The organism is Mycobacterium parmense (assembly GCF_010730575.1).
GTDB classification, from domain to species: Bacteria; Actinomycetota; Actinomycetes; order Mycobacteriales; family Mycobacteriaceae; genus Mycobacterium; species Mycobacterium parmense.
Genome location: NZ_AP022614.1, coordinates 71,936 through 93,434 on the forward strand (window position 1 = coordinate 71,936; position 21,499 = coordinate 93,434).

Here is a 21,499-nt window from a genome sequence, read left to right on the forward strand (position 1 = left end):
CTCGCCCGCCGATTGACTGCGCTGAAACCGGACTCTACGGTGGAACAGATATTTGGTCAACGAGGACGACGGTCGGAGGCGAGCGTGCCAGGCGACGTTCTTGGCGACCGGTTGCAGGCCCTCCGGATGTTCGCATCGGCACTCGCGGGCCAACCCGTGACGGTCGCAGAGCTACAACCGGGTGAGCCTGCTTGGACGGACGGCCAGACGATCTATGTCGATCTCGGCACCGCAGACCACGCCACACCCGAAGCCCTCAGAACTGTCGCCGTGCAAGCCTGCATGATCGCCGCGGGCAGCTTGGATCCCGACGTGCTGCGCCCGCTGGTCCGACACCCCCGGCTGGCCAGGCGCTACCTGGCGGTCGAGGCGCACCGCGCCCTGGTCGGCAATAGCGGTTTGCTGCCAGCCAGTTTGGCCACGGCGGGCAACCGGGACATTGCGAGTCGCAGCACCTCGCCCGCCGCCTCCCTGAAAATTGCCCAGGGGCGCGCCGCAATCGACGGGCCGCCGACGGAATTCGGTGTGATCCGTGCCGCGAAGGCGTTGGCCGCCCGCTCTCGAGCGACACCGCGCGACGCGGCTGCGGCCGGACACATCCCGCGGCGCGACGGCGGGAAGGAACTCGAAGAACTCGACGACGGCGGGGTCGACGACTCCGACGATCCGGACCTGTTCACCAGCGCGGTCGGTGGGGGCGGTTTCATCGGCAAATGGCTGAACAAAATGCTGTCGTCCGCGCGTAAGACCGGCAGCGGCGGCGGACCGCCCGGTGCGGATGCCCCGACGCATCGGACGAATTCCGCAACGCGCGGGCCGCACGCGGTGACGTCACTGGCTTCCCCCTCGATCGCGGACGGCACCGATCAAGAGCTCGCCGCCCCGGACGGCGTGACGTATCCGGAATGGGAGGCGGCGCGCAAGAGGTACCGGCCCGCGTGGTGCACCGTGCGCGAGGTCGAGCCGAAGATCAGGTCTTTCTCTTTTGGGGCGAGCCCGCCATTCGACGGCGCGATCGGCCTGCGGCGCCCGCTGGCACGCCTGGGGATGGGCCTGCATCGCCGCCGTCGCCAATCGCAGGGCGACGACGTCGACATCGACGCGGCAGTCGAAGCCCGCGTCGAGGTGCTGGCCGGGTCAGTGCCGGACGAGGCGTTCTATCTCGACAGCCTGCGGCGCCGGCGCGACCTGTCCGTGCTGCTGCTCATTGATGTTTCGGGCTCGGCGGCAGAGCCCGGAACCGTGGGGCGCACGGTCCACGAACAGCAACGTGCCGCGGTCGCAGGCCTCGCCGTGGCCCTGCACGACCTCGGTGACCGAGTCGCGCTGTACGCGTATTACTCGCAAGGCCGTCGCGCGGTGAGCATCGTGCCCGTCAAACGATTCGACGACCACCTCGACTCCCAGGTCATGAGGCGGCTGAACAGCCTGGAACCAGGGGCGTACTCGCGCCTCGGGGCGGCCATCCGGCACGGCTCGGCGGTTCTGGAAGCACGGGGTGGTACGTCGCGGCGGCTGCTGGTGGTGCTCTCCGACGGGCTCGCCTACGACCACGGATACGAGCGGGCCTACGGCGCGGCGGACGCGCGCCGCGCCCTGACGGAGGCCCGTCGCCGTGGCACCGGCTGCGTGTGCCTGACGATAGGCGCGGGCACCGACGTGCAATCGGTGCGCAGAGTCTTCGGTAGCACCGCGCACGCGACGATCGCGCGCCCCGATCAACTTGCCGGCGTGATCGGACCGCTGTTCCGGTCGGCGCTGCGCTCGGCAGAAGTCCGCCGGAAGGTGTCGTGATGAATGCCTGGTCGCGCGGACATCGCTGGGCAGGAACGCAATTGGATTATCGGTGCGCCGGGCGAGCCCGCCGGCGTGCTTGAAACAAACATCTGTTCACAGATAGGCTCCGAGTAAGCGGACGGGAAGCCATGGCGAGGGAGTCCCGGCTTGCGGTCCGAAACGGCGCTTCGTCCAGGAAGGGCGGAAGGGGAGAAGTGCGGCCCTACTACCAGGCGATCGGCAGCGAAGAGGCGGTCTTCAAGGCGGCCTATCGTCAGGGGCTGGCACTCGTCCTGAAGGGCCCGACGGGTTGTGGCAAGACCCGTTTCGTCGAGGCGATGGCCCACGACCTCGGCCGCCAACTGATCACGGTCGCCTGCCATGACGACCTGACCACGGCCGACCTCGTCGGCCGGTATCTGCTGCAGGGTGGCGAAACGGTGTGGGTGGACGGTCCGTTGACCCGGGCGGTGCGCGAGGGGGCGATCTGCTACCTGGACGAAGTGGTGGAAGCCCGGCAGGACACCACCGTCGTGCTGCACCCGCTCGCGGACCATCGCCGGCAGCTGCCGATCGAGCGGCTCGGTGTCACGTTGGACGCCGCACCCGGATTCGGGCTGGTGGTGTCGTACAACCCCGGTTATCAAAGCGTCCTGAAGGACCTCAAGGATTCGACCCGACAGCGGATGGTGGCCATCGAATTCGGTTTCCCCGCAGCGGACGTCGAGGAGGGCATCGTTGCCCACGAAGCGGGCGTCGACGCCGCCACCGCAACGGAGCTGGTGCGTTTCGGGCGGGCGATCCGCAGGCTGGAAGCCGGCGGGCTGCGTGAGGTGGCGTCGACCCGCGTGCTGATCGCAGCGGGGAGGCTCGTCGCCGAGGGGCTGAGCATGCGGGAGGCGGCCCGGGCCGCGATCGCCGGACCGCTCACCGACGACGTGGCGGTGGGCAAGGCGCTGGGGCAGATGATCGACATCTACCTGGGGGATGCGGCGGGATGATTGACGGTGCGTGCCGCCGTCGCTAGTGTCTGAACAAATATTAGGTTTTCTCGGTGTGCGCCCGTGTGCTGGCCCGCCGGGAGGTCGGAGGTCGAGTGTCCTACGAAAGCAGTGCGGAGCCGATCAAGATCGGCTACCTGATGGATTTCACCCTTCCGCCGGGCTTTCCCGACGAATTGCAGGCGAGCTTCACCCGCTGTTTCGACCTCATCTTCGAGGAGGCCGTCGCGCAGGGCGTCATCGATCGCCCGGTGCAGATGATCTACCGCGAGGTGGAGGGACTGCCCAAGGGATCGGTAAAGGCGGTGATCGACGCCTTCGGCGAGCTTGTCGACGACGGCTGCCTGGTGGTCTTCGGGCCGCATATCACCGACAACTGCGTCCCCACCCGCGAGGCGATCGAGGAGCGGTTCAAGGTCCCGGCCATCAGCGTCACCGGCACCGACGATTGGCTGGGCGAATGGACATTCGCGTTCCCGCAGGGCTCCATGACCGATGAGCCGATCTTCATCGCGGACCTGGTCGCCAAGCGGGGGCTGTGGGAGATCGGGGTCCTGGTGGAGCAGAACCTGATTGGCGAGAGCTATCTCAAGAACTTGCGCGGTGCCTGTCGGCGCAACGGGATTCGCATCGTTGCGGAGGCGCCGATCGCCCAGACGGCGCAGGACATCAACGAAGCCGTGCGAACCCTGCACGATGCGAAAGCGCAAGCCATCGTCCATCTGGGTTTCGGCTTCGGGATCGTGTTCATCAACCCGGCGCTGCAGGCCGTCGATTGGGATCCGCCGCGCTTCACCACGACGGCCTTCCAGAACGCGTGGGTGAACCCGATCATGTGGGACGCGTTCATGGGCTGGATCGGCGTCGACCAGTACGACGAGGCCAACAAGGCCGGCCAGGACTTCCTGGACCGTTACGCACAGAAGTACGACGGCAGCCGCCCCGAATATTGCGTCTCGGTGGTGAACCGCGATGTCGCCGCCACACTGGTGCGCGCGTTCGCCGACGCTCACCCGCTCAGCCCGCGTGGGGTCAAGGAGGCGCTGGAGCGGGTGAAGATGATGCCCGCCGCTTCGGGCTCCCCGGGCACCCGCGTGTCGTTCGGCAAGTGGACCCGCCGGGCCTGGATGGGCGCCGGCTATCTGGTGGCGCGCAACCTCGACGCCGACGGGACCAACTCGCACTTGGTCGATCGGTTCGGAGAGTGAGGCCGTGAAGGCAATGAGTACCGGTCAATCCACATCGCTTGGCGCACAGGAGAAGTCGGCGTCACCGCAACGAAAGGACAAGCGTGGCTGGGGCGGCTGGGTCGCCGGCGCCGCCCTGGCGGCGTTCGCGCTCTTCTTCATCGCGAACTGCCGTGTCGCCCTCGATCCCCGCGTCGCCAACCCGAATGTGCGGGGCCGGCCGCGCCCGGTGAGGTTCATGTTCGGGCTGGACTACATCACCTTCCTGGACGCCGCCACGGTGGTGGCGCTGATCACGCTGTTGGTCGTCTTCATCAGAGGCTGGCGACGCAATCCCGGTAGCCCGGTGATGTTGATGTTCCTGTGTACGACGCTGATCGTGTGGCAGGACCCGATCATGAACTGGGCGCCCTTCGCCGTCTACAACCCCGATCTCGTCCACTGGCCGGAGTCATGGCCGCTGGTGTCGCTGTCGCCCACCGTCGAACCATTCGTGGTCTTCGGTTACGTGATGTTCTACTTCGGCCCGTACTTCCCGGCGATCTGGATCCTGCGCAAGCTGCAGGCGAAGTACGGACCCGCGGGCTATGTGTCGCGGCATCCCCTGGTCAGCCTCGGTCTGACCACGCTGGTGATCGGTTTCATCTTCGATGCGTTCCTGGAAAACATTCTGATCCACTGGGGCATGTACATCTACTCCCAGGTGATCCCCTGGGGCTCGGTGTTCACCGGCACGACCTTCCAGTTCCCGCTGATCTGGGAGTCGTTCTCGGTGTGCTTCGTGATGGTGCCCGCCGCGATCCTGTGCTACCGCGACGACACCGGAAAGTCGGTGGCCGAGAAACTGGCAGCCAAAGCCAAGATCTTCCCGGGAAAGCCGGTGCTGGGCACCTTCCTGGTGATGTTCGTGATCATCAACGTCTCCTACTTCGCCTACGGCGCCTGGTTCGCCGTCATCAAGATCAGCCACGCGGCCACCTCGGTGGCCTGCCCGTGGCCGTATCCGGAAGCCAAAGTGTATGACCCGCAAGGGTATTACGAGGAGGCGGGCGCGCCGGGCCCGTACTCCGTCGGAATCTGGTCGACCTGGGCGAGCGGGGAGCCGAACGGGCGGCCGCACGTTCAACCACCACCGCCGGGCGAAGGCCCCTGTGCGACTTTCAATTCCGGCAACAATGGCTGAGCCCCGCACCGTCGTCATCACCGGCGCGTCCCGCGGTCTGGGCTTCGCCTCGGCCGTGCGGCTCTACCGCGAGGGCTGGCGGGTGGTTGCGGCGATGCGCACACCCGATGAGGGAATGCCGCGACTGCGCGAGGCGACCGGCGCGGCCCCAGCCGACGATCGACTGATCGGCGTGCAGCTCGACCTGGTCGATGGCGCGTCGGTGGCCGCGGCGGCCAAGACCATCGAGGACGCCGTCGGAGCGCCGTACGCGATCGTCCACAACGCGGGTATCTCTGCCGTCGGCATGGTAGAGGAGACCGATACGGCGTTGTGGCAGAACATGTTCGCCACCAGCGTCCTGGGGCCGGTCGAACTCACCAAGGCCCTCCTGCCGTCGATGCGGGCGGCGGGTGAGGGCCGCATCGTGCTGGTGTCCAGCGCGGCCGGGGTGCGGGGTCAGCCCGCCACGGCGCCTTACTCGGCGGCCAAGGGGGCGTTGGAGCGGTGGGGCGAGTCGTTGGCATGCGAGATCGCGCCCTTCGGGCTCGGCGTCACCGTGCTGGTGGCCGGCACCTACGACACGGAAATCATCACCGACGCGGGCACCACCGACAATCGCGACCTCGCCGGCCCGTACGCCCGGCTGCACACCACCATGAACTCCCGGGGAAGGGCCGCGATGAAGCTCGCCCGGCCACCCGAACGATTCACCGACGGCCTGCTCAAGGCGCTCGATGATCGGGGGGCGTTCCGCCGCCACGGGGTGGGCCCGGACGCGTCGATGCTGTTGGCGTTCAGCCGGGTGCTGCCGGCATCCGGCATGCACCACGTGTCCCGGATCGTGCTGGGCATACCCAAGCAAGGGTCGATGCGGGGCGGGGCCTGGCCGCTGACGTGCAACCAGCGGGCGATGGTGTACGCGGCGCGCGTTCTTCCTCAGCCGGTGCTGCAGCGCCTGGCGTCGATGGCGGCAAAGCGCAAGGGAAATCAGGGGACGTGAAGGGGTGACAATGGAACAGCTTTTCGACGACCTGGAGGATTTCGGCGCCTTCGACGACGCGATCTCCGGTGACGTGCGAGACCCGTACACCGAATTGGCGCGGCTGCGCCGCGAGGAACCGGTGCAGCGGCTCGAGACATCGGGAGCGCTCCCGCACGAAGAATCACTGCCGATGTTCATCGTGTATCGCCACCAGGACATTGCGCAGATGCTGCGCGACAACGAGACGTTCTCCTCAGCCGCCGTCATCGCCGCATTCGGCCCCGTGCTGGGCGACGGCGTGATGCTCGGCATGGACGAACCCGTCCACGGCCGGCTGCGTTCGCTGGTGTCGAAGGCGTTCTCGCAGAAGTCGTTGGCGCGCTGGCAGGACGAGTTGGTGGGCCGGGTGGCCAACAGCCTGATCGACAACTTCGCGCCCAACGGCAAGGCGGATCTGGTCAAGGAGTTCACCTTCGACTACCCGAGCCGGATCATCGCGGGACTGCTGGGCCTGCCGGAGAAGGACTACCCCCAGTTCCAGCGGTGGTCGATCTCGCTGCTCAGCTGGCTGATGAACCCGGAACGCGGGCTGGCGGCCTCGGCGGCCCTGTGCGAGTACTTCGCGCCGATCCTCGAGGCGCGCCGAACCGAGCCGAAGGACGACCTGATCAGCGCGCTCGGTGCGGCCGAGATCGACGGCGAGAAGCTCGCCGACGAGGAGATCTTCTCGTTCCTGCGGCTGCTGCTGCCCGCCGGCGTCGAGACGACCTACCGTTCCCTGGGCAGCCTGCTGCTGGCGCTGTTGTCGAATCCGGCGCAACTGGACGCCGTCCGGGCGGACCGGTCGCTTTTGCCGGCGGCCATCGAGGAGGGTGTGCGCTGGGAATCGCCCCTGTTGACGATCACCCGCGTCGCCACCCGCGACACCGAACTCGGCGGTGTGGCGATCCCGGCCGGCGCGACGGTGATGCCGATGCTGGGTTCGGCGAACCGGCAAGAAGATCGCTATCCCGATCCGGACCGGTTCGACATCCACCGCGAGTCAAGGGCGCACCTGGGCTGGGGACACGGCGTGCACGTCTGCCTCGGCATGCATCTGGCACGCCTCGAAATGCGCACGGCCATCAACCTTTTGCTGGACCGGCTGCCCAATCTTCGGCTGGACCCGGACGGGGACGACCCGCATATTCGCGGACAGGTGTTCCGGTCGCCCACGTCGGTCCCGGTGCTGTTCGACCCGCAATAGCAAGCCCACCCGGACGTTGCACTTGCCAATCGGCTAGTTTCCAGTAAGGCTCCCCGTAGGGTAACCAGTGCTCTGCGGGACCCCCTCTAAACGAGTCAGAAGAGAGTGACAGATATGACTGAGGCTGTAAAGGTCCGCTTCGAGCCGAAGATGATGATCGACGGCAAACTCGTCGACGGGCAGGCCGGCACCTTCACGAACATCAACCCGGCGACCGAGGAGCCGCTCGGCGAGGTCGCCGACGCGTCCAAGGAGGACATGCACCGGGCCATCGATGCCGCACGGCGCGCGTTCGACGAGTCCGACTGGTCGACCAATCGCGAGCTGCGCAAGCGCTGCCTGCTGCAGTTGCACGAGGCGATCGAATCGGAGAAGGAGGAGCTGCGCGAGGAGCTCATCCTGGAGGTCGGCTCACCGCGGGCCATCACCTTTGGACCGCAGCTGGACGCGCCGCTGGAAGACGGACTGAAGTACCCCGCCAGGCTGATCGACGAATACGCCTGGGAGACCGACCTCGGCGACAAGGTGATCAGCCTGACCGGAACGCTGACCACCCGCAAGGTGTGGCGGGAACCGGTGGGTGTGGTCGGCGCGATCGTGCCGTGGAACTTCCCGTTCGAGGTCACCCTGAACAAGCTCGGCCAGGCGCTGGGCACCGGCAACACCGTGGTACTCAAACCGGCGCCCAACACGCCGTTCAACGCGACCCGGCTCGGCAGGCTGATCGCCGAGAAGACGGACATCCCGCCGGGCGTCGTCAACGTCGTGACCGCGTCCGACCACTTCGTCGGCGAGGAGTTGACGCTGTCGCCGAAGGTCGACCTGATCTCCTTCACCGGTTCGACCGTGGTCGGCCAGCGGATCATGGAGAAGGGCGCCGCGACCATGAAGCGGCTGTTCCTGGAGCTCGGCGGCAAGTCGGCCACGATCGTCCTGGAGGACGCCGACTTCGGGCTCGCGTGCGCGATCGGCATCGCACCATGCATGCACGCCGGGCAGGGCTGCGCGAACCCGACCCGGATGCTGTTGCCGCGGTCGCGCTACGACGAGGGGGTGGCGATCCTCAAGAGCATCTACGAGAACGTCACGTGCGGTGACCCGCAGGACCCCGCCACCCTGTGCGGGCCGGTGATCTCGGAGGTGCAGCGCGACCGTGTGATGGGTTACATCCGCAAGGGCGTCGAGGAAGGCGCCACGGCGCTGGTCGGCGGACCGGACGCGCCCACCGGGTTCGACAAGGGATTCTTCGTCCGGCCAACGCTTTTCACCGGCGTCGACAACTCCATGACCATCGCGCAGGAGGAGATCTTCGGACCCGTGCTGGCGGTCATCCCGTTCGACGACGAGGAGGACGCGATCCGGATCGCCAACGACAGCCGCTACGGGCTGGCGGGCAACGTGATGTCGGGCTCGCTGGAGCGTTCGCTGGCCGTGGCGCGCCGGATCCGCGCCGGCTTCATGGGCGTCAACGGCGGTGCCCCCTATGGCGCCGACACACCGTTCGGTGGCTACAAGTACAGCGGGATCGGTCGACAGAACGGCGTCGCCGGATTCGACCAGTACACCGAGATCAAGTCGGTCGCCTACCCCGCCGGCTGACTGGGTGAGAGCGCTCGGGAGCCGGCCGGCCGCGAACAGGGGTTACCGGCGCTCGAACGTTCAGTCGGTGGTGTGGACGATCAAGACGTCGATGTTGGCCTTGTTGGCGATGCTGCCGGGGACCGAGAAGACCCGGCCGATGAGCGCCGACCGGGCGTTGAGCCCGACATTGCCGACCACCAGCAGGTCGGCGCCGACCTGCTCGGCCAGGTCCACGAGTGCATGTACCGGAGCATCCTGGATCGGCCGTTCTTCGATGTCCTTGGCTCCGGCCGCCTTGGCGCGATCACGGGCGTCGCGCAGGATCGCGTAGATGGGCGCTCTGCCGCTCACCTTGTAGGCCTCGGCTCCGAGGACGTCCTGCGCGCGCGAATCGTTCTCCGGGGGAGAGTAACCCGTGGCGATGATCAGCTTCGCGCCCGACTCCGCGGCAACCGCGCCGGCCCGATCGACCGCCCGCAGCGACGATTCCGAACCGTCGGTGCCAACGACCACGGTCCGATAGTCCGTCATCGACGTCCAGCCTTCGTCCGCAGTTCTCGTCGCCGTTGAGTGAGCATGGCCTCAGTTTCCTATCTCGCCACGGGCTGCGGCAATAAGAATCTCAACCTTAAAGGCGATTCGGCCAGTTTGGCCCCGGTTTCAACCGGCCGGCGCCAGCATGTCCTTCCAGCCATCGTCTCCCGTCTTGCCCGAGTTCTCGACCGCGTACCGCACACCGTCGGGCCCCACCAGCTCGCCGCTCTGCGGGTTGTAGATCGCGGCAGGCGGTCCGTCGGGAGTGTAGAAGCACGGATTCGGTTGCTGCCCACTGCAAGTCACGACTCCCGAACCCGGCCGCTGTAGTGCGTCGCTCACGGGAGGCGGCGTCCCCGCCACCCGGTCCGAGGGCGCGGGGTTGACGCCGTTGTCGACCGATGGCGCGGGGATCACCTGCCCCGGCTTCACCGGCTGATCGCAGCGCGCGGCGGGAGCGGGACAGGTCAGAATCTGGTTGGGGTCGCCGTACCACGGGTTGGTGCCTGCCGGGACGTAGGGTTTGGTGTCGCGGCACTCTCGCGGCGTCGCAGCACGCTTGCCGGGGACGTCGACACACGGCAGGTTGCGTGCTCCGCGCACGGCGTTCGCCGGATTGTCCTGCGGGATCTTGCAATACGTTCCGGACGGCATCGGCGCCAGGCTGGTGTCCGCCGGAGACCGCCACTGAGGCGCGGGCAGAAAGCCGGTCAGGCACGGTGGGGGCTGGTTGATGGTCAACGAGGTGCCGAGCGAGGCGTAGCCGGGGAAGGGCGAGGTCACCGTCTGGCCCTCGGCGGCGCCCTGCGGGTAGGCCACCAGCAGTTGCTCGACGCCCTTGTGATAGCGCTTGAGCATCTCCAGCACGATCTCGAGGTTGGCCAGTGTCTGCGGCAGCGACTCGCGGACGTCGCCGAATACCGCGTTGACCTGATCGGCGGTGGGCGCCGCCCGGCTCAGGATGTTCTGGACGTGGTCGTCGTTCGCGGCGCTCTGTGCCGCCAGGACGTTCAAGTTGTGCGCCCAGCGCCAAATCGAGTCAGTCGAATCGACCTGGCTGTCGATGATCGGACCGGAGTTTTCGATGATGTCGTCGACGTCTGCGATGTTGGTCTTGAAGTCGCCGGCGATGGCCTGCGTCGCGTCGACCAGCCGTTGCAGCGCCGGGCCCAATCCGCCTACGGCTTGGGCGGTTTCGTCGAGCAGCGCGGCGATCTTGTCTTTGGGCAGCGCGGCCAGCCCCCGGTTGGCGGCGTCCAGGGCCGGGCCGATCTCGGTGGGCACCGTGCCTTTGGTGATGGTCTGTCCCGGGGAGAAGTATCTGCCCGGGTTGCCCGACGACACCAGATCCAGATACTGCTCACCGACCGCGGATACCGAGTGGACGTTCGCCGACGCGTCGACGGGGATCTTGAAGCGGTTGGCGATGCTCATGGTCGCCCGCGCGCCGGTCTCGGTCGGCTCGACGGCCGTGATCACACCGATGGTCTCGCCGCGGTAGGTCACGTTGGCCGTCTTGTACAGGCCGCCGGACGCGGGTAGTTCCGCCTTCAGGGTGTATTGGCCGATGCCCGCCGCGGCGGGAATCCGGAGGTAATACCAGCCCAGCGCGATCGCCGTGACGACGGACAGGACGCCGAACAGGATCAGCTGGCGCCAGATGAAGCGGGTCAGCATTGCCTGTCCGCCCTCACGACCAGTGGCCCGCCCGGGGCGTCGTTCGGGTTCGGCGTGTACCGGACATCGGGGATCATCGTGTTGGGGTCGCGGCCCCACGACTGCTCGAGCGCGCGCAGTGCCCCGGAGAATCCGGTCCCGGTGAGCACCGCGTTGTCGACTGCGCTCAGCGTCAGGTCGAGCGTCAGCGACAGGTTGAAGTAGTCACCGCGGAACGACTTCGGCACGGCGTCGATGTCGAACGGCCGCACGAGGATCAGCTTGAGCGCGCGGACCAGATACGGTGCGGCCCGACCGAGCTCGCGCAGCGGGCATTGCAGCGCCACCAGGTCCTGGTGCAGGTCGTTGCGCGAGGCGGACAGGTATTCGTCGGCGACTCCGCTGAGCCGTCCCGTGGCGTTGACCGCGTCGATCAGCAGTTTCTGCTTGTCGGCGAAATGCTTGATCAGCGGGGGGAATTCGGTGAGCACACGATCCAAGACGTCCGAGCGGGGGCCGACGTAAGCCAGCAGCCGGTCGGTGGAATCGATGGCCCTGGTGATATCCTCGCGCTGCTCGTTGAGCCGGGCGGTGAAGGTGTCCAGCTTGCCGAGGAAAGCCCGGATCTGGTCGCCGCGCCCGTTGAGGACGTCGTACACCTCGTTCTGCACCACTTCGAGGTTGGGGATGCCACCCCCTCGAATCACCATCGCGATGCTGGCCAGGGTCTGCTCGGTCGTCGGGTAGGCCGACGAATTCTGCAGCGGGATGGTGTCGCCGTCCCCGAGCAACTCCGGCGCGGGGTTGGGGGGCGCGGCCAGTTCGATGTGCTGAGAACCCAGAAGACTGGTCTGCCCGATCTTGGCGGTCGCGTTCTTGGGTAACTTGACGCTCTTGTCCACCCGCAGCGTCAGTGTGGCGACCCAGTCCTTGAGCCGGATCGCGCGCACCGTACCGACGAAGACGTCGGCCACCCGCACCCGGCTGTTGTCGTTGAGGGCAAGTGTGTCGGGCATCTGCACGTAAACGGTGTAAGAGCCGGGACCGCTGCCCGGTCCACCGGGCATCGGCACGTTCGCGATGCCGTGCCATTTCGCGCACGACGTCACGACCGTCGCGGCCACCAGGAGGGCGAGCCCCTGCCGAACCCGTGCGCACGAGGGTTGCCTCACGAGCCCGGCCCCGTCGACTTCGCGGGCAGCACCGGGTACTCGTCGTACGAATTCGGCGGCCCCGGCGGGGTTTGCAGCCCGGCGGGTGGTGGTCCGGCGTCCGGGCCGCCCATCAATTCGTCCAGCGACTCCGGCGTCATCAGGCCCGCCGTGACCGGCCCGACCTGTTCGCCCTGCATCCCCGGCGCCGCTGTCCAGCCGGGCTGGGTGTTGCGGTGCGAGAACGGGGTATCGGGCACCCAGATCCCGGGCACGGTGGTGTCTTTGTATCCGTTCGGCGGCTGCAGTCTGGGCTCGGAGTAGGCCACCTCCTTGGGGAGCGTCTCGGCGGTGCTGAAGAGGTTCAGCCCGAACGGGGGGTAGTTGAACTTGACCGCGTCGAGGATCGGCGCGAGGTATTGCGCGCACAGTTCCGCGGAATCCTGATAGCCCAGCCGGCTGCCGGCCTGAATCATGCTGCAGAAGAACTGCATCGGGTTCGCGAAGTTCGGGATGGCCGGAATGGACATGACCGCGCCGTGCGACGGGTGGTAGATCTGGCTGAGGTTGGTCTCCAGCGTCGGCAGCACGTGCAGAGCGGTCTCCAGGCCGTTGCGCGGCTCCGGCTGGACGAGCGCGGTGGTGAGGCTGGCGAGGTTGCCGATGTCGTGCGTGAGCGCCCCGCGGTTCCTGGCCAGGAACGGGCGCAGCGTCGCGAGCAAGCCATCGAACTGTTGGATCGCGGTCGACAGGTCGCGGTCGGAACCGGTCAACGTGTCGGTGAATCGGGCGAGATTGTCGTTGAGCGCCACGTACTGCCGGTCGTCTTTGTGCAGGGCGTCGACGAACAGCGCCAGGCTGTGGACCACCGCGAAGAAGTCGCCGCGCCCCTCGTTCAGCGCGGTCAGTGCCTGCGACAGGCTGTTCAGGGTCGTGTTGATCTGCTTGCCCTTGCCGGCCAGCCCGTCGGCGAACGATTCGATGAGGTCGCCGAAGGGCCCCTTGGGCTGCTCGGGTGTGGGGCCCAGTTTGGAGATGACGTTGGCGACGCTGTCGCGCAGTTGGTCGAACTCCGTGGGCACCTGGGTTCGCTCGACGGGGATGACCGCGCCGTCGGACATCACCGGGCCCCCTTTGTACGGTGGCTCCAACTGGATGCTGCGCGAGGCCACCAGGGTGGGGTTCACGATCACCGCGGACGCGTTGGCCGGCACTTTGTACTTGTTGTCGTAGTGAAACGTCACCTTCATCTTGTCGCCGGCCGGCTCGATCTTGTCGACGGAACCCACACGGACGCCCATGATCTGGACCCTGTCGCCGGAGTAAAGCGCGTTGGCCGCGGGCAGGTAGGCGATCACGGTGTTGTTGCCCAGCTTCTGGTAGAGCCGCCAACCGAAGATCGCGGTGGCGGCGATGAGCACCGCCACCAGCGCCGAGGCGGCTCTGCGCAATGACGGGCCGTGCCGGTCGAGAGCTTTGGTCAATTCGGTTCGCCTCCCGGATTTTGCGTTCGCGCCCCCGGCGGTGCCTGGGTGGGAAGCGGCACGGGAGTGCCCGGGACGTCCGGCGGTGGCTCGCCCGGCCGCCCGGCGATCGGGATCCCCGGCGTCGGGGGCAGGCCGCCGGGGTTCGGCGGCGACGTCTGCACGTCGAACGGCGCCGGGAAACTGCCTCCGAATGGTCCCGTGTCAATCCCCATGCACGGCAACGGGTTCCACGGTCGCGGCAGCGCCCCGGACGCCGGCGTGTACGAGCATGCCGTGCCCGGCGGGACACCCGGCCCCGGGTGCTCGGGGGTGCCTTCGAGCACGGGAGGTGCCGGTGGCGGTGCTCCGTTGGCGAATCGGGTGCCGTTGGGGTCGGGCCAGCGGAACGCGGGCAGGCCGGCACTGCGCCAGAAGTCCTCGGGGTCGATGCCACGCTTCTTGAAGGCGGCGTCGACGAATGGCTGCAGGATCCAGTACGGCAGCAGGTTGGACAGGACGATCTTGAAGTACGGACCCGACGCGACGGATTCTCCGAGCGACGCGGCAAATTGGCTTACATACGTCAGGGTTTGCGCCAGGTCTTCCCTGCGTGCCACCAACACGTCGCTGAGGGTGCGCAGTTGCTCCAGCACGGGGTTCAGGTTCGGGTTGTCCTTGATGAAGCCTTGAGTTTGAGCCGACAGGGCGGAGATGTTCGCGAGCAGGGCGCCGATGGCCCGGCCGCGTTCGTTGAACGCGGCCAGCAGTGTCTTCGCGTTGACCAGCAACCGGTTCAGCTGTTCGCTGCGGTCGCCGAGGACGGCGGCTATCTGGCGGGCCTGGGCGAGCAGGTGCTTGATCTGTTCGTCGCGCTTTCCGATGGTGTCGGAGAACCCGGCCAGCCCGTCGAGTGCCGGGCGCAGGTGCGGGTAGGTCTGATCGATGGTCTGCGACAACACATTCAGCGACTGCCTGACGCTGTCGATGTCCCAGCCCGCGGCGGCCTTGTTGACGTCGAAGACCGCGTCGTAGAGCTGGTAGGGGGTGGTGCTCTGGCCCAGCGGCAACACGCCCCCCGGTCGCAGCGTCCGGGTTCCGCGCGGCTCGATCTCGAGCACCTTCTTGCCCAGGATGGTGTCGGTCTTGATCGCGAGCCGGCTCTCGGTGCCGATGGTATTGCTGCCGATGGAGAACTTGATCAGCACGTGATCGCCGTCGATGTCGAGCGCCTGCACCGTCCCGACGTTCACGCCCGAGATGCGCACCTTGTCGTTCTTGTTCAGCTGACCGGTGTCGGCGAACTGCCCGTAGTAGGCCGGGCTGGCGAACATCATCGGGATGCTGGTGAAGCTCTGGCCGACCGCGACGACGAGCGCCAGCACGGTGATGCCCATCAGTCCGCCACGGCGCCGGTTGAATTCCGTCAGTGTCCTCATTGCGGCGTGCACCTGCCCGTGGGCTGTTGCCAGATCCGCACCGTGCGCACCGGGCCACCGGGTTGCAGTCCGTTCCACTTGATCGTGAGGTCGCACAGGTAGAAGTTGACCCAGTCGCCGTAGAGGCCGATGCTGCGGCCGATCAGGTTGAGCGCGGTCGGCGTCTTGTGAATGAGGTCGCCCAGCTGGTCTTTCTGGTCGATGAGCGGCTGCTGCAGTGCCTGCAGGTAGTTGATCTCCTTGTGCAGCAGGGCCCGGTTGTCGGCCAGCAGGTCGGCGATCGTCCCGGCCGCGTTGCTGATGTGCGCGGTTCCCGCGGCGAGCGGGTCGGCGTGGTCGCGCAGCCCGGTGATCAGTCTCTCGAAATCGGCGACGGTTCGGTCGAACTCCGCCCGATGCCGAACGGTGGTGTCCAGCACGGTGTTCAGGTTCTTGACTACCTCGCCGATCGCCTGGTCGCGTTCGGCGAGCTGCGTGGTCAGTTGCGCGGTTTGGTCCAGGATGTCGTTGATGGTGCCGCCCTGCCCCTGGAACACGGTGATGATGGTCGACGCGATGGTGTTGACCTTCTGCGGGTCCAGCGCCCGGAACAGCGGCTTGAAACCGCCGATCAGCGCGTCGAGGTCCAGCGCCGGCGAGGTCCGCGCCAGCGGGATGAACCCGCCCACCGGCAACACCTTGTCGGCGCCCTCGCCCTGGCCGCGCTGTAGCTCGAGGTAGCGGTTGCCGATCAGGTCGAGATAGCGGATCTGCGCGCTCGTCGACTCGTACAGCGGTATCGAGCGGTCGACGTCGAAGTCCACCAGAACCTTTGTGCCGCCTTCGATCAGCCGCACCTTCTTGACCTTGCCGATCTCGACCCCCGAGGCGCGGACGAATTGACCGTCGCGCAGGCCGGTGGCGTTGCTGAACTCCGCCGAGTAGCTGCTGGTGGGGCTGAAGCGCATCTGGCCGAACACCACCACGATCGCGACGGTGATCATCAGCAGCACCACCGAGACGATGCAGAGTTTGACTGCGGAGCCGGCGATTCTCATGGGTTGATCGTGTTGTCCCCGACCTGGCGGCCCCAGACGTACTCGATCGCGTACGGGGACCCGGTCTCCAAATGGTTGTACGGCGCGAGGCTGGCGCCGGTGTCGACCACGAGGGCCGGCGCCGGCCACAGATCGCGCGTGACGGCCTGCCAGCACCCCGGCGCGCCGCCGGGCCCGCCGCTGGCATTCACCCTTGGCAGATTGTCCGGGTACACATAGGGATTCGGCGCGCCGCCCACCAGCCCGGCGAGCCCGAGAAGCCCCATGGTGGCGGCGGTCCCGGTCAGCCCGGGCAAGGTCAGGATGCCCCCCAGGCCCGAGGTCAGCTCGGTCATGGTTCTCAGCGCGTAGCCGTTGCCGCCGCCTGTGGTCGCATAGGCCAACGGCTCCTCGTCGTAGTAAGCGCGGATGGTGCAGTAGATCTCGGGGCTGTAGGTGTCGAGCAGCCGCGCGGTGGGCAGCAGATCGGCCGCCCCCCGCTGTAGGTAGGGGCCGCCGCGGGTGAAGATGTCCTCGCCGGTGTTGCCCAGCCCGGTCGCAGCCAGCAGCGCGGCATCCAGGTCGGCTTCCTGCCGGTGCAGCGTGCGCGCCGTGACGACCGCGTTGTCAAGCGAGTCGAGCAGGTCGGGCGCGGCCTTGGCGTAGGTGTCGCCCAGCGCCGCGAGCTGCGCGATGTCATGGCGGATGTGCGGCATCCGGGGATTGAGATCGTCGAGGATGGCGTTGCCGTTGACGATCGACTGGCCGAACTTCTCGCCCAATCCGGTCAGGGCCTGCGCGGCGGCGGCCAGCGTCAGGTTCACCTTGACCGGATCCACCTTCTCCGCGATCGCCGTGATGGTCTCGAACAGCGTGTTGAACTCTGTCGTCACCGATCTCGCGTCGATCACCACCTGCGGGCTGATGCGTTGCGGTGTCGGGTTTTTCGGGGAGGTCAACGAGACGTACTTGTTGCCGAACACCGTGGTCGCTCTGATGTTGGCGTCCACGTTGGCCGGAATCAGCGGGATGTACTTCGGATTGATGTCCATGGCGAACCTGGCCGCCGGCACGCCATCGCGCCGGATCTCCGAAATATTGGACACCCGACCGATTTCGACGCCGTTGTAGGTGACTTTCGAGCCGGGATCCATCACCAGACCCGCCCGGGGGGCCACCATCGTCAGGGTCGTCTTCGGCGTCAGCTCACCCCGGAACTGCATCCACACGAACGCCAGTACCGCCGTGGCGACCGCCAGGAACCCGACCGCCGCCGTCTTGTACGGCGGGATCCGTGGCGGGTTCGGCTTTGCGGGAGTGGTCATCGCGGTCACACGGTGAGGTTGAAGTTCGGATTTTTGCCGTAGACCGCCATCGCGGTCAGCACGACCACGACGACGATGGTGACCAGCGACAGCCGCATCGACCGGCCGACCGCCTCGCCGACGCCGACCGGGCCGCCGCTGGCCGTGTAGCCGTAGTAGCAGTGGGTGGTCATCACGACCACCGCGACCAGGATCACCTCCGCGAACGACCAGCCGACGTCGTTGAGCCGCAGGAAGGTGTGGAAATAGTGGTTGTAGGTGCCGGCCGACTGCCCGTAGAACACGATCGTGGTGAGCTGCGCCGACAGGAAGGCCAGGGTGATCGCCAGCGCGTAGAGCGGGATGATGACGACGAGGCCCGCCACCACCCGGGTGGAGGCCAGGTAGGCGATCGACCTGATGCTCATCACCTCGAGTGCGTCGATCTCCTCGCTGATGCGCATGGCCCCCAGTTCGGCGGTCGCGCCGGCTCCGACCGTGGCGGCCAGCGCCTGACCCGCCGCCACCGGCGCCACGAACCGCACGTTGACCATCGCGGCCAGAAATCCGGTGAAGGCCTCGACGCCGATGTTGCCCAGCGACGCGAAGCCCTGGATGGCGACCAGCGATCCCGCGGACAGGGTGATGAAACCGACGATGGCGGCGGTGCCGCCGGCCACGGCCATCGCGCCGGTGCCCATCCCCATCTCGGCGACCATCCGCACCAACTCCCGGTGGTAGCGGCGCAGGGCGAAGGGGATCAACCGGATTGCGGTCAACGCGAACCAGACGATCTGCCCGATCTCGACCAGAACCCGGGCCGGAGAGTCACCTAACCGGTTGAGCGTGGTCGTCGTCCGCGGGAAGCGGACGCGCAGCGCACCGGCGGCCACCATGTCAGCGCCCCGTGCCGAACCGGACACCGATGGTGGTCAGCGCGGCGTTGACCGCGAACAGCGCGATGAAGCACAGGACCACCGTCTCGTTGACCGCGGTGCCCAGGCCTTTGGACCCGCCGCGCACGATCAGCCCGCGATAGCAGCCGACCAGCCCGGCGATCAGCCCGAACGTCGCGGCCTTGATCATCGCGATCACCACCTCGGGCAGGCCGGTGAGCGCCGTCAGCGTGGAGAGGTAGGCGCCGCTCGACACGTTCTGCAGGTACACGCTGAACAGGTAGCCGCCCCCCAGGCCGACGCCGATCACGAGCCCGTTGAGCAGCACCGCGACCACGGTCGACGCGACCACCCGGGGCACCACCAGCCGGTGGATGGGATCGATGCCGAGCACCTCCATCGCATCGATCTCCTCGCGGATGGTGCGCGCGCCGAGGTCCGCGCAGATGGCGGTGCCGCCGGCACCGGCGACCACCAGCACGGTCACGATCGGGCCGAGCTGGGTGACCGCGCCGATTCCGGCGCCCGCCCCCGAGACGTCGGCGGCGCCGAACTCGGCCAGCAGGACGTTGAGGGTGAAGATGAGCAGCACGGTTTCCGGGATCGACACCGCGATGGTGGGCAGCAGCGACACCCGCATGAGGAACCAGCCGTTCCAGATGAATTCGCGCCACTCGAACGGCTGCCGCAGGGCCTTGGCGGTCAGCATGCACATCCGGAAGAAACCCCCGGCCACCTCCAGCCCCGGACCGACATGTTTGCCGAGCCGGCCGGCGAGCACGTTCGACGTGGTCATCGCCAGGGTCTCCGGTGCGGCCGGCCGCAATCCTCGTCGACCCGCCCGGCCCGGGGCCGGGGGTGCTGGGAGAGATGCCGCCAAGGGGCTCGGTGAGCGGGCACCGTCAGACTGGTTGACATCGGCGTGCTCCCTTGGCGAGGTGGTCTCCTCTGGTCCGCAGAGTCCGGACCTCAGGCGAGTCTCTCTCCGCGCATCGCCCCCCACGAGGGCACTACGGCCCTCCTCGGGAGGGCCGTAAGTCGCTAGCAAAGCGATCGAGATGACCCCGCCCTTCGCCCGCCCAACGCGTTGGTTGAGAATCGAGCGCAGAGACCAACCCGTCAAAGGAGACATCACCATGGCTGAAGCCGTCATCGTCGAGGCGGTCCGCTCACCGATCGGCAAGCGCAACGGCGGACTGTCCGGGGTGCACCCGGCCGACCTGTCCGCGCAGGTCCTCAACGGCCTGGTCGAGAGGGCCGGAATCGACCCCGAGATCGTCGACGACGTCATCTGGGGCTGCGTCATGCAGGCCGGCGAGCAGGCCCTCGATATCGGCCGCACCGCCCTGCTGGCCGCCGGCTGGCCGGAGACCGTTCCGGGTGTGACCGTCGACCGCCAGTGCGGGTCCAGCCAGCAGTCCATCCACTTCGCGGCCGCCGGGGTGGTCGCCGGGCATTACGACGTCGTGGTCGCCGGCGGCGTCGAGTCGATGTCGCGCACCCCGATGGGCTCGTCGCTGGCCAACGGCGGCCGCCCCTACCCGAAGACCTTCCTGGACCGCTACGAGGGCCAGATCCCCAACCAGGGCCTGGGCGCCGAGATGATCGCCGAGCAGTGGGGGCTGGACCGCACCGCGCTCGACGAGTTCTCGCTGGGCTCACACGAAAAGGCGGCCGCGGCACAGGATTCCGGCGCCTTCGACGACCAGATCGTGGGCATCAAGGACCAGGACGGCAATGTGGTGCTCAAGGACGAGGGCATCCGTCGCGGCACGCCGATGGAGAAGATGGCGTCGTTGAAGCCGGCGTTCAAGGAGGACGGCGTGATTCACGCCGGCAACTCCTCACAGATCTCCGACGGTGCGGCCGCGCTGCTGTTCATGTCGGCCGAGAAGGCGAAGTCGTTGGGGCTCAAGCCGATCGCGAAGGTGCACACCGCGACCCTGGCCGGCGCCGACCCGGTGATCATGCTGACCGCGCCCATCCCGGCCACGCAGAAGGTGCTCAAGCGCTCCGGGCTGAGCATCGGCGACATCGGTGCCTACGAGGTCAACGAGGCGTTCGCGCCGGTGCCGATGGCGTGGCTGAAGGACATCGGGGCCGACGAGAAGAAGCTCAACCCCAACGGCGGCGCCATCGCGCTGGGTCACCCGCTGGGCGGCTCGGGAGCACGCATCATGACCACGCTGCTCTACCACATGCGGGACAAGGGAATTCGCTACGGCCTGCAGACGATGTGCGAGGGCGGCGGCCAGGCCAACGCCACCATCGTGGAGCTGCTGTGACGGATGCCGGCAACGGCGAGGCCCCCGCGGAACCGGCGGTCCTGGTCGAGCGACGCGGCAACGTCATGATCGTCACGATCAACCGCCCCGAAGCCCGCAACGCGATCAACGGCGCGGTCAGCCTCGGGGTCGGTGAGGCGCTGGAGACCGCGCAGCACGACCCCGACGTGCGGGCGGTGTTGATCACCGGGGCGGGCGACAAATCCTTCTGCGCCGGAGCGGATCTCAAGGCCATCGCGCGCCGCGAGAACCTCTACCACCCCGACCGTCCCGAGTGGGGCTTCGCCGGCTACGTGCGGCATTTCATCGACAAGCCGACCATTGCCGCGGTCAACGGCGCCGCCTTCGGCGGCGGCACCGAGATCGCGCTGGCCAGCGATCTCGTGGTGGCGGGCGAAAGCGCGAAATTCGGTCTGCCCGAAGTCAAGCGGGGACTGATCGCCGGCGCGGGCGGCGTGTTCCGGATCGCGCAGCAACTGCCCCGCAAGGTGGGGATGGAAATGCTGCTCACCGGCGATCCGATCAGCGCGGCGCAGGCCGCCGACTGGGGTTTGATCAACCAGGTCGTCCCGGACGGCACCGTGTTGCAGGCCGCGCTGGCCCTCGCGGAGCGGATCACCGGCAACGCGCCGCTGTCGGTGCAGGCCAGCAAGCGGATCGCCTACGGCGTCGACGACGGTGTCGTCGTCGACGACGAGGCGGGCTGGGCTCGGACCACCCGGGAGTTCGCCACGCTGCTGAAGACCGAGGACGCCAAGGAAGGGCCGCGGGCCTTCGCCGAGAAGCGCGAGCCCGTTTGGAAAGCGCGGTAGCAACA

At 67.6% G+C, this 21,499-nt stretch carries 18 protein-coding genes; 9 read left to right on the forward strand and 9 right to left on the reverse strand.

The annotated features are described in order from the left end of the window. Positions 1-126: 126 nt before the first annotated feature. From G6N48_RS00375 to G6N48_RS00405, 7 genes are all read left to right on the forward strand, one after another. Complete coding sequence (locus G6N48_RS00375) at positions 127-1,794, forward strand: nitric oxide reductase activation protein NorD (RefSeq protein WP_085269357.1); 1,668 nt, start codon at positions 127-129, stop codon at positions 1,792-1,794. Positions 1,795-1,925: 131 nt separating this feature from the next. Continuing rightward, on the forward strand, positions 1,926-2,777 hold the full coding sequence (locus G6N48_RS00380) for a CbbQ/NirQ/NorQ/GpvN family protein (protein WP_085269356.1): 852 nt from the start codon (positions 1,926-1,928) through the stop codon (positions 2,775-2,777). Positions 2,778-2,872: 95 nt separating this feature from the next. Then, positions 2,873-3,985 (forward strand): ABC transporter substrate-binding protein, encoded by a 1,113-nt coding sequence (locus G6N48_RS00385; protein ID WP_085269355.1) that lies wholly within the window; start codon positions 2,873-2,875, stop codon positions 3,983-3,985. Between the two features lie 13 nt (positions 3,986-3,998). Further along, the gene (locus tag G6N48_RS00390; RefSeq protein ID WP_085269354.1) at positions 3,999-5,147 is read left to right on the forward strand and encodes a spirocyclase AveC family protein; all 1,149 of its coding nucleotides are present in this window, start codon (positions 3,999-4,001) and stop codon (positions 5,145-5,147) included. Next, positions 5,140-6,129: an SDR family oxidoreductase gene (locus G6N48_RS00395; RefSeq protein ID WP_085269353.1), complete on the forward strand. Its 990-nt coding sequence runs from the start codon at positions 5,140-5,142 to the stop codon at positions 6,127-6,129. Before G6N48_RS00390 ends, G6N48_RS00395 begins: the two co-directional genes overlap by 8 nt. Positions 6,130-6,139: 10 nt before the next feature. Further along, positions 6,140-7,357 (forward strand): cytochrome P450, encoded by a 1,218-nt coding sequence (locus G6N48_RS00400; RefSeq protein ID WP_085269352.1) that lies wholly within the window; start codon positions 6,140-6,142, stop codon positions 7,355-7,357. A gap of 114 nt (positions 7,358-7,471) precedes the next feature. Then, positions 7,472-8,956 carry an aldehyde dehydrogenase family protein gene (locus G6N48_RS00405; RefSeq protein ID WP_085269351.1) on the forward strand — a complete coding sequence of 495 codons (1,485 nt, stop codon included), beginning with the start codon at positions 7,472-7,474 and terminating at the stop codon, positions 8,954-8,956. Positions 8,957-9,016: 60 nt separating this feature from the next. On the opposite strand, the gene G6N48_RS00410 is transcribed toward G6N48_RS00405, so the two are convergent. The 9 genes from G6N48_RS00410 to G6N48_RS00450 form a co-directional block, all read right to left on the reverse strand. Beyond that, entirely contained in the window at positions 9,017-9,469 is a 453-nt protein-coding gene (locus G6N48_RS00410) for a universal stress protein (RefSeq protein ID WP_085269350.1), read from the reverse strand. A 129-nt stretch (positions 9,470-9,598) separates the two neighbouring features. Next, positions 9,599-11,149: a virulence factor Mce family protein gene (locus G6N48_RS00415; RefSeq protein ID WP_085269349.1), complete on the reverse strand. Its 1,551-nt coding sequence runs from the start codon at positions 11,147-11,149 to the stop codon at positions 9,599-9,601. Further along, a complete protein-coding gene (locus G6N48_RS00420; protein WP_085269348.1) occupies positions 11,143-12,300 on the reverse strand; it encodes a virulence factor Mce family protein in 1,158 nt (385 codons plus the stop codon). Before G6N48_RS00420 ends, G6N48_RS00415 begins: the two co-directional genes overlap by 7 nt. Continuing rightward, positions 12,297-13,763: a virulence factor Mce family protein gene (locus tag G6N48_RS00425; RefSeq protein ID WP_139825784.1), complete on the reverse strand. Its 1,467-nt coding sequence runs from the start codon at positions 13,761-13,763 to the stop codon at positions 12,297-12,299. Before G6N48_RS00425 ends, G6N48_RS00420 begins: the two co-directional genes overlap by 4 nt. Further along, the gene (locus G6N48_RS00430) at positions 13,760-15,181 is read right to left on the reverse strand and encodes a virulence factor Mce family protein (protein WP_085269347.1); all 1,422 of its coding nucleotides are present in this window, start codon (positions 15,179-15,181) and stop codon (positions 13,760-13,762) included. The genes G6N48_RS00425 and G6N48_RS00430 overlap by 4 nt, the downstream gene beginning before the upstream one ends. Beyond that, positions 15,178-16,218, reverse strand: coding sequence for a virulence factor Mce family protein (locus G6N48_RS00435; protein ID WP_085269346.1), 1,041 nt, complete (start codon positions 16,216-16,218; stop codon positions 15,178-15,180). The genes G6N48_RS00430 and G6N48_RS00435 overlap by 4 nt, the downstream gene beginning before the upstream one ends. Continuing rightward, positions 16,215-17,522, reverse strand: coding sequence for an MCE family protein (locus G6N48_RS00440; RefSeq protein WP_085269462.1), 1,308 nt, complete (start codon positions 17,520-17,522; stop codon positions 16,215-16,217). The genes G6N48_RS00435 and G6N48_RS00440 overlap by 4 nt, the downstream gene beginning before the upstream one ends. Before the next feature lie 5 nt (positions 17,523-17,527). Next, entirely contained in the window at positions 17,528-18,397 is an 870-nt protein-coding gene (locus G6N48_RS00445; protein ID WP_085269345.1) for an MlaE family ABC transporter permease, read from the reverse strand. 1 nt (position 18,398) lies between these two features. Further along, positions 18,399-19,193 carry an MlaE family ABC transporter permease gene (locus tag G6N48_RS00450; RefSeq protein WP_085269463.1) on the reverse strand — a complete coding sequence of 265 codons (795 nt, stop codon included), beginning with the start codon at positions 19,191-19,193 and terminating at the stop codon, positions 18,399-18,401. Between the two features lie 340 nt (positions 19,194-19,533). Between G6N48_RS00450 and G6N48_RS00455 the strand changes: the two genes are divergently transcribed. Together G6N48_RS00455 and G6N48_RS00460 are read left to right on the forward strand one after the other, a co-directional pair. Further along, the gene (locus G6N48_RS00455) at positions 19,534-20,682 is read left to right on the forward strand and encodes a thiolase family protein (RefSeq protein WP_085269344.1); all 1,149 of its coding nucleotides are present in this window, start codon (positions 19,534-19,536) and stop codon (positions 20,680-20,682) included. After that, positions 20,679-21,494: a crotonase/enoyl-CoA hydratase family protein gene (locus G6N48_RS00460; RefSeq protein ID WP_085269343.1), complete on the forward strand. Its 816-nt coding sequence runs from the start codon at positions 20,679-20,681 to the stop codon at positions 21,492-21,494. Before G6N48_RS00455 ends, G6N48_RS00460 begins: the two co-directional genes overlap by 4 nt. Positions 21,495-21,499: the final 5 nt, after the last annotated feature.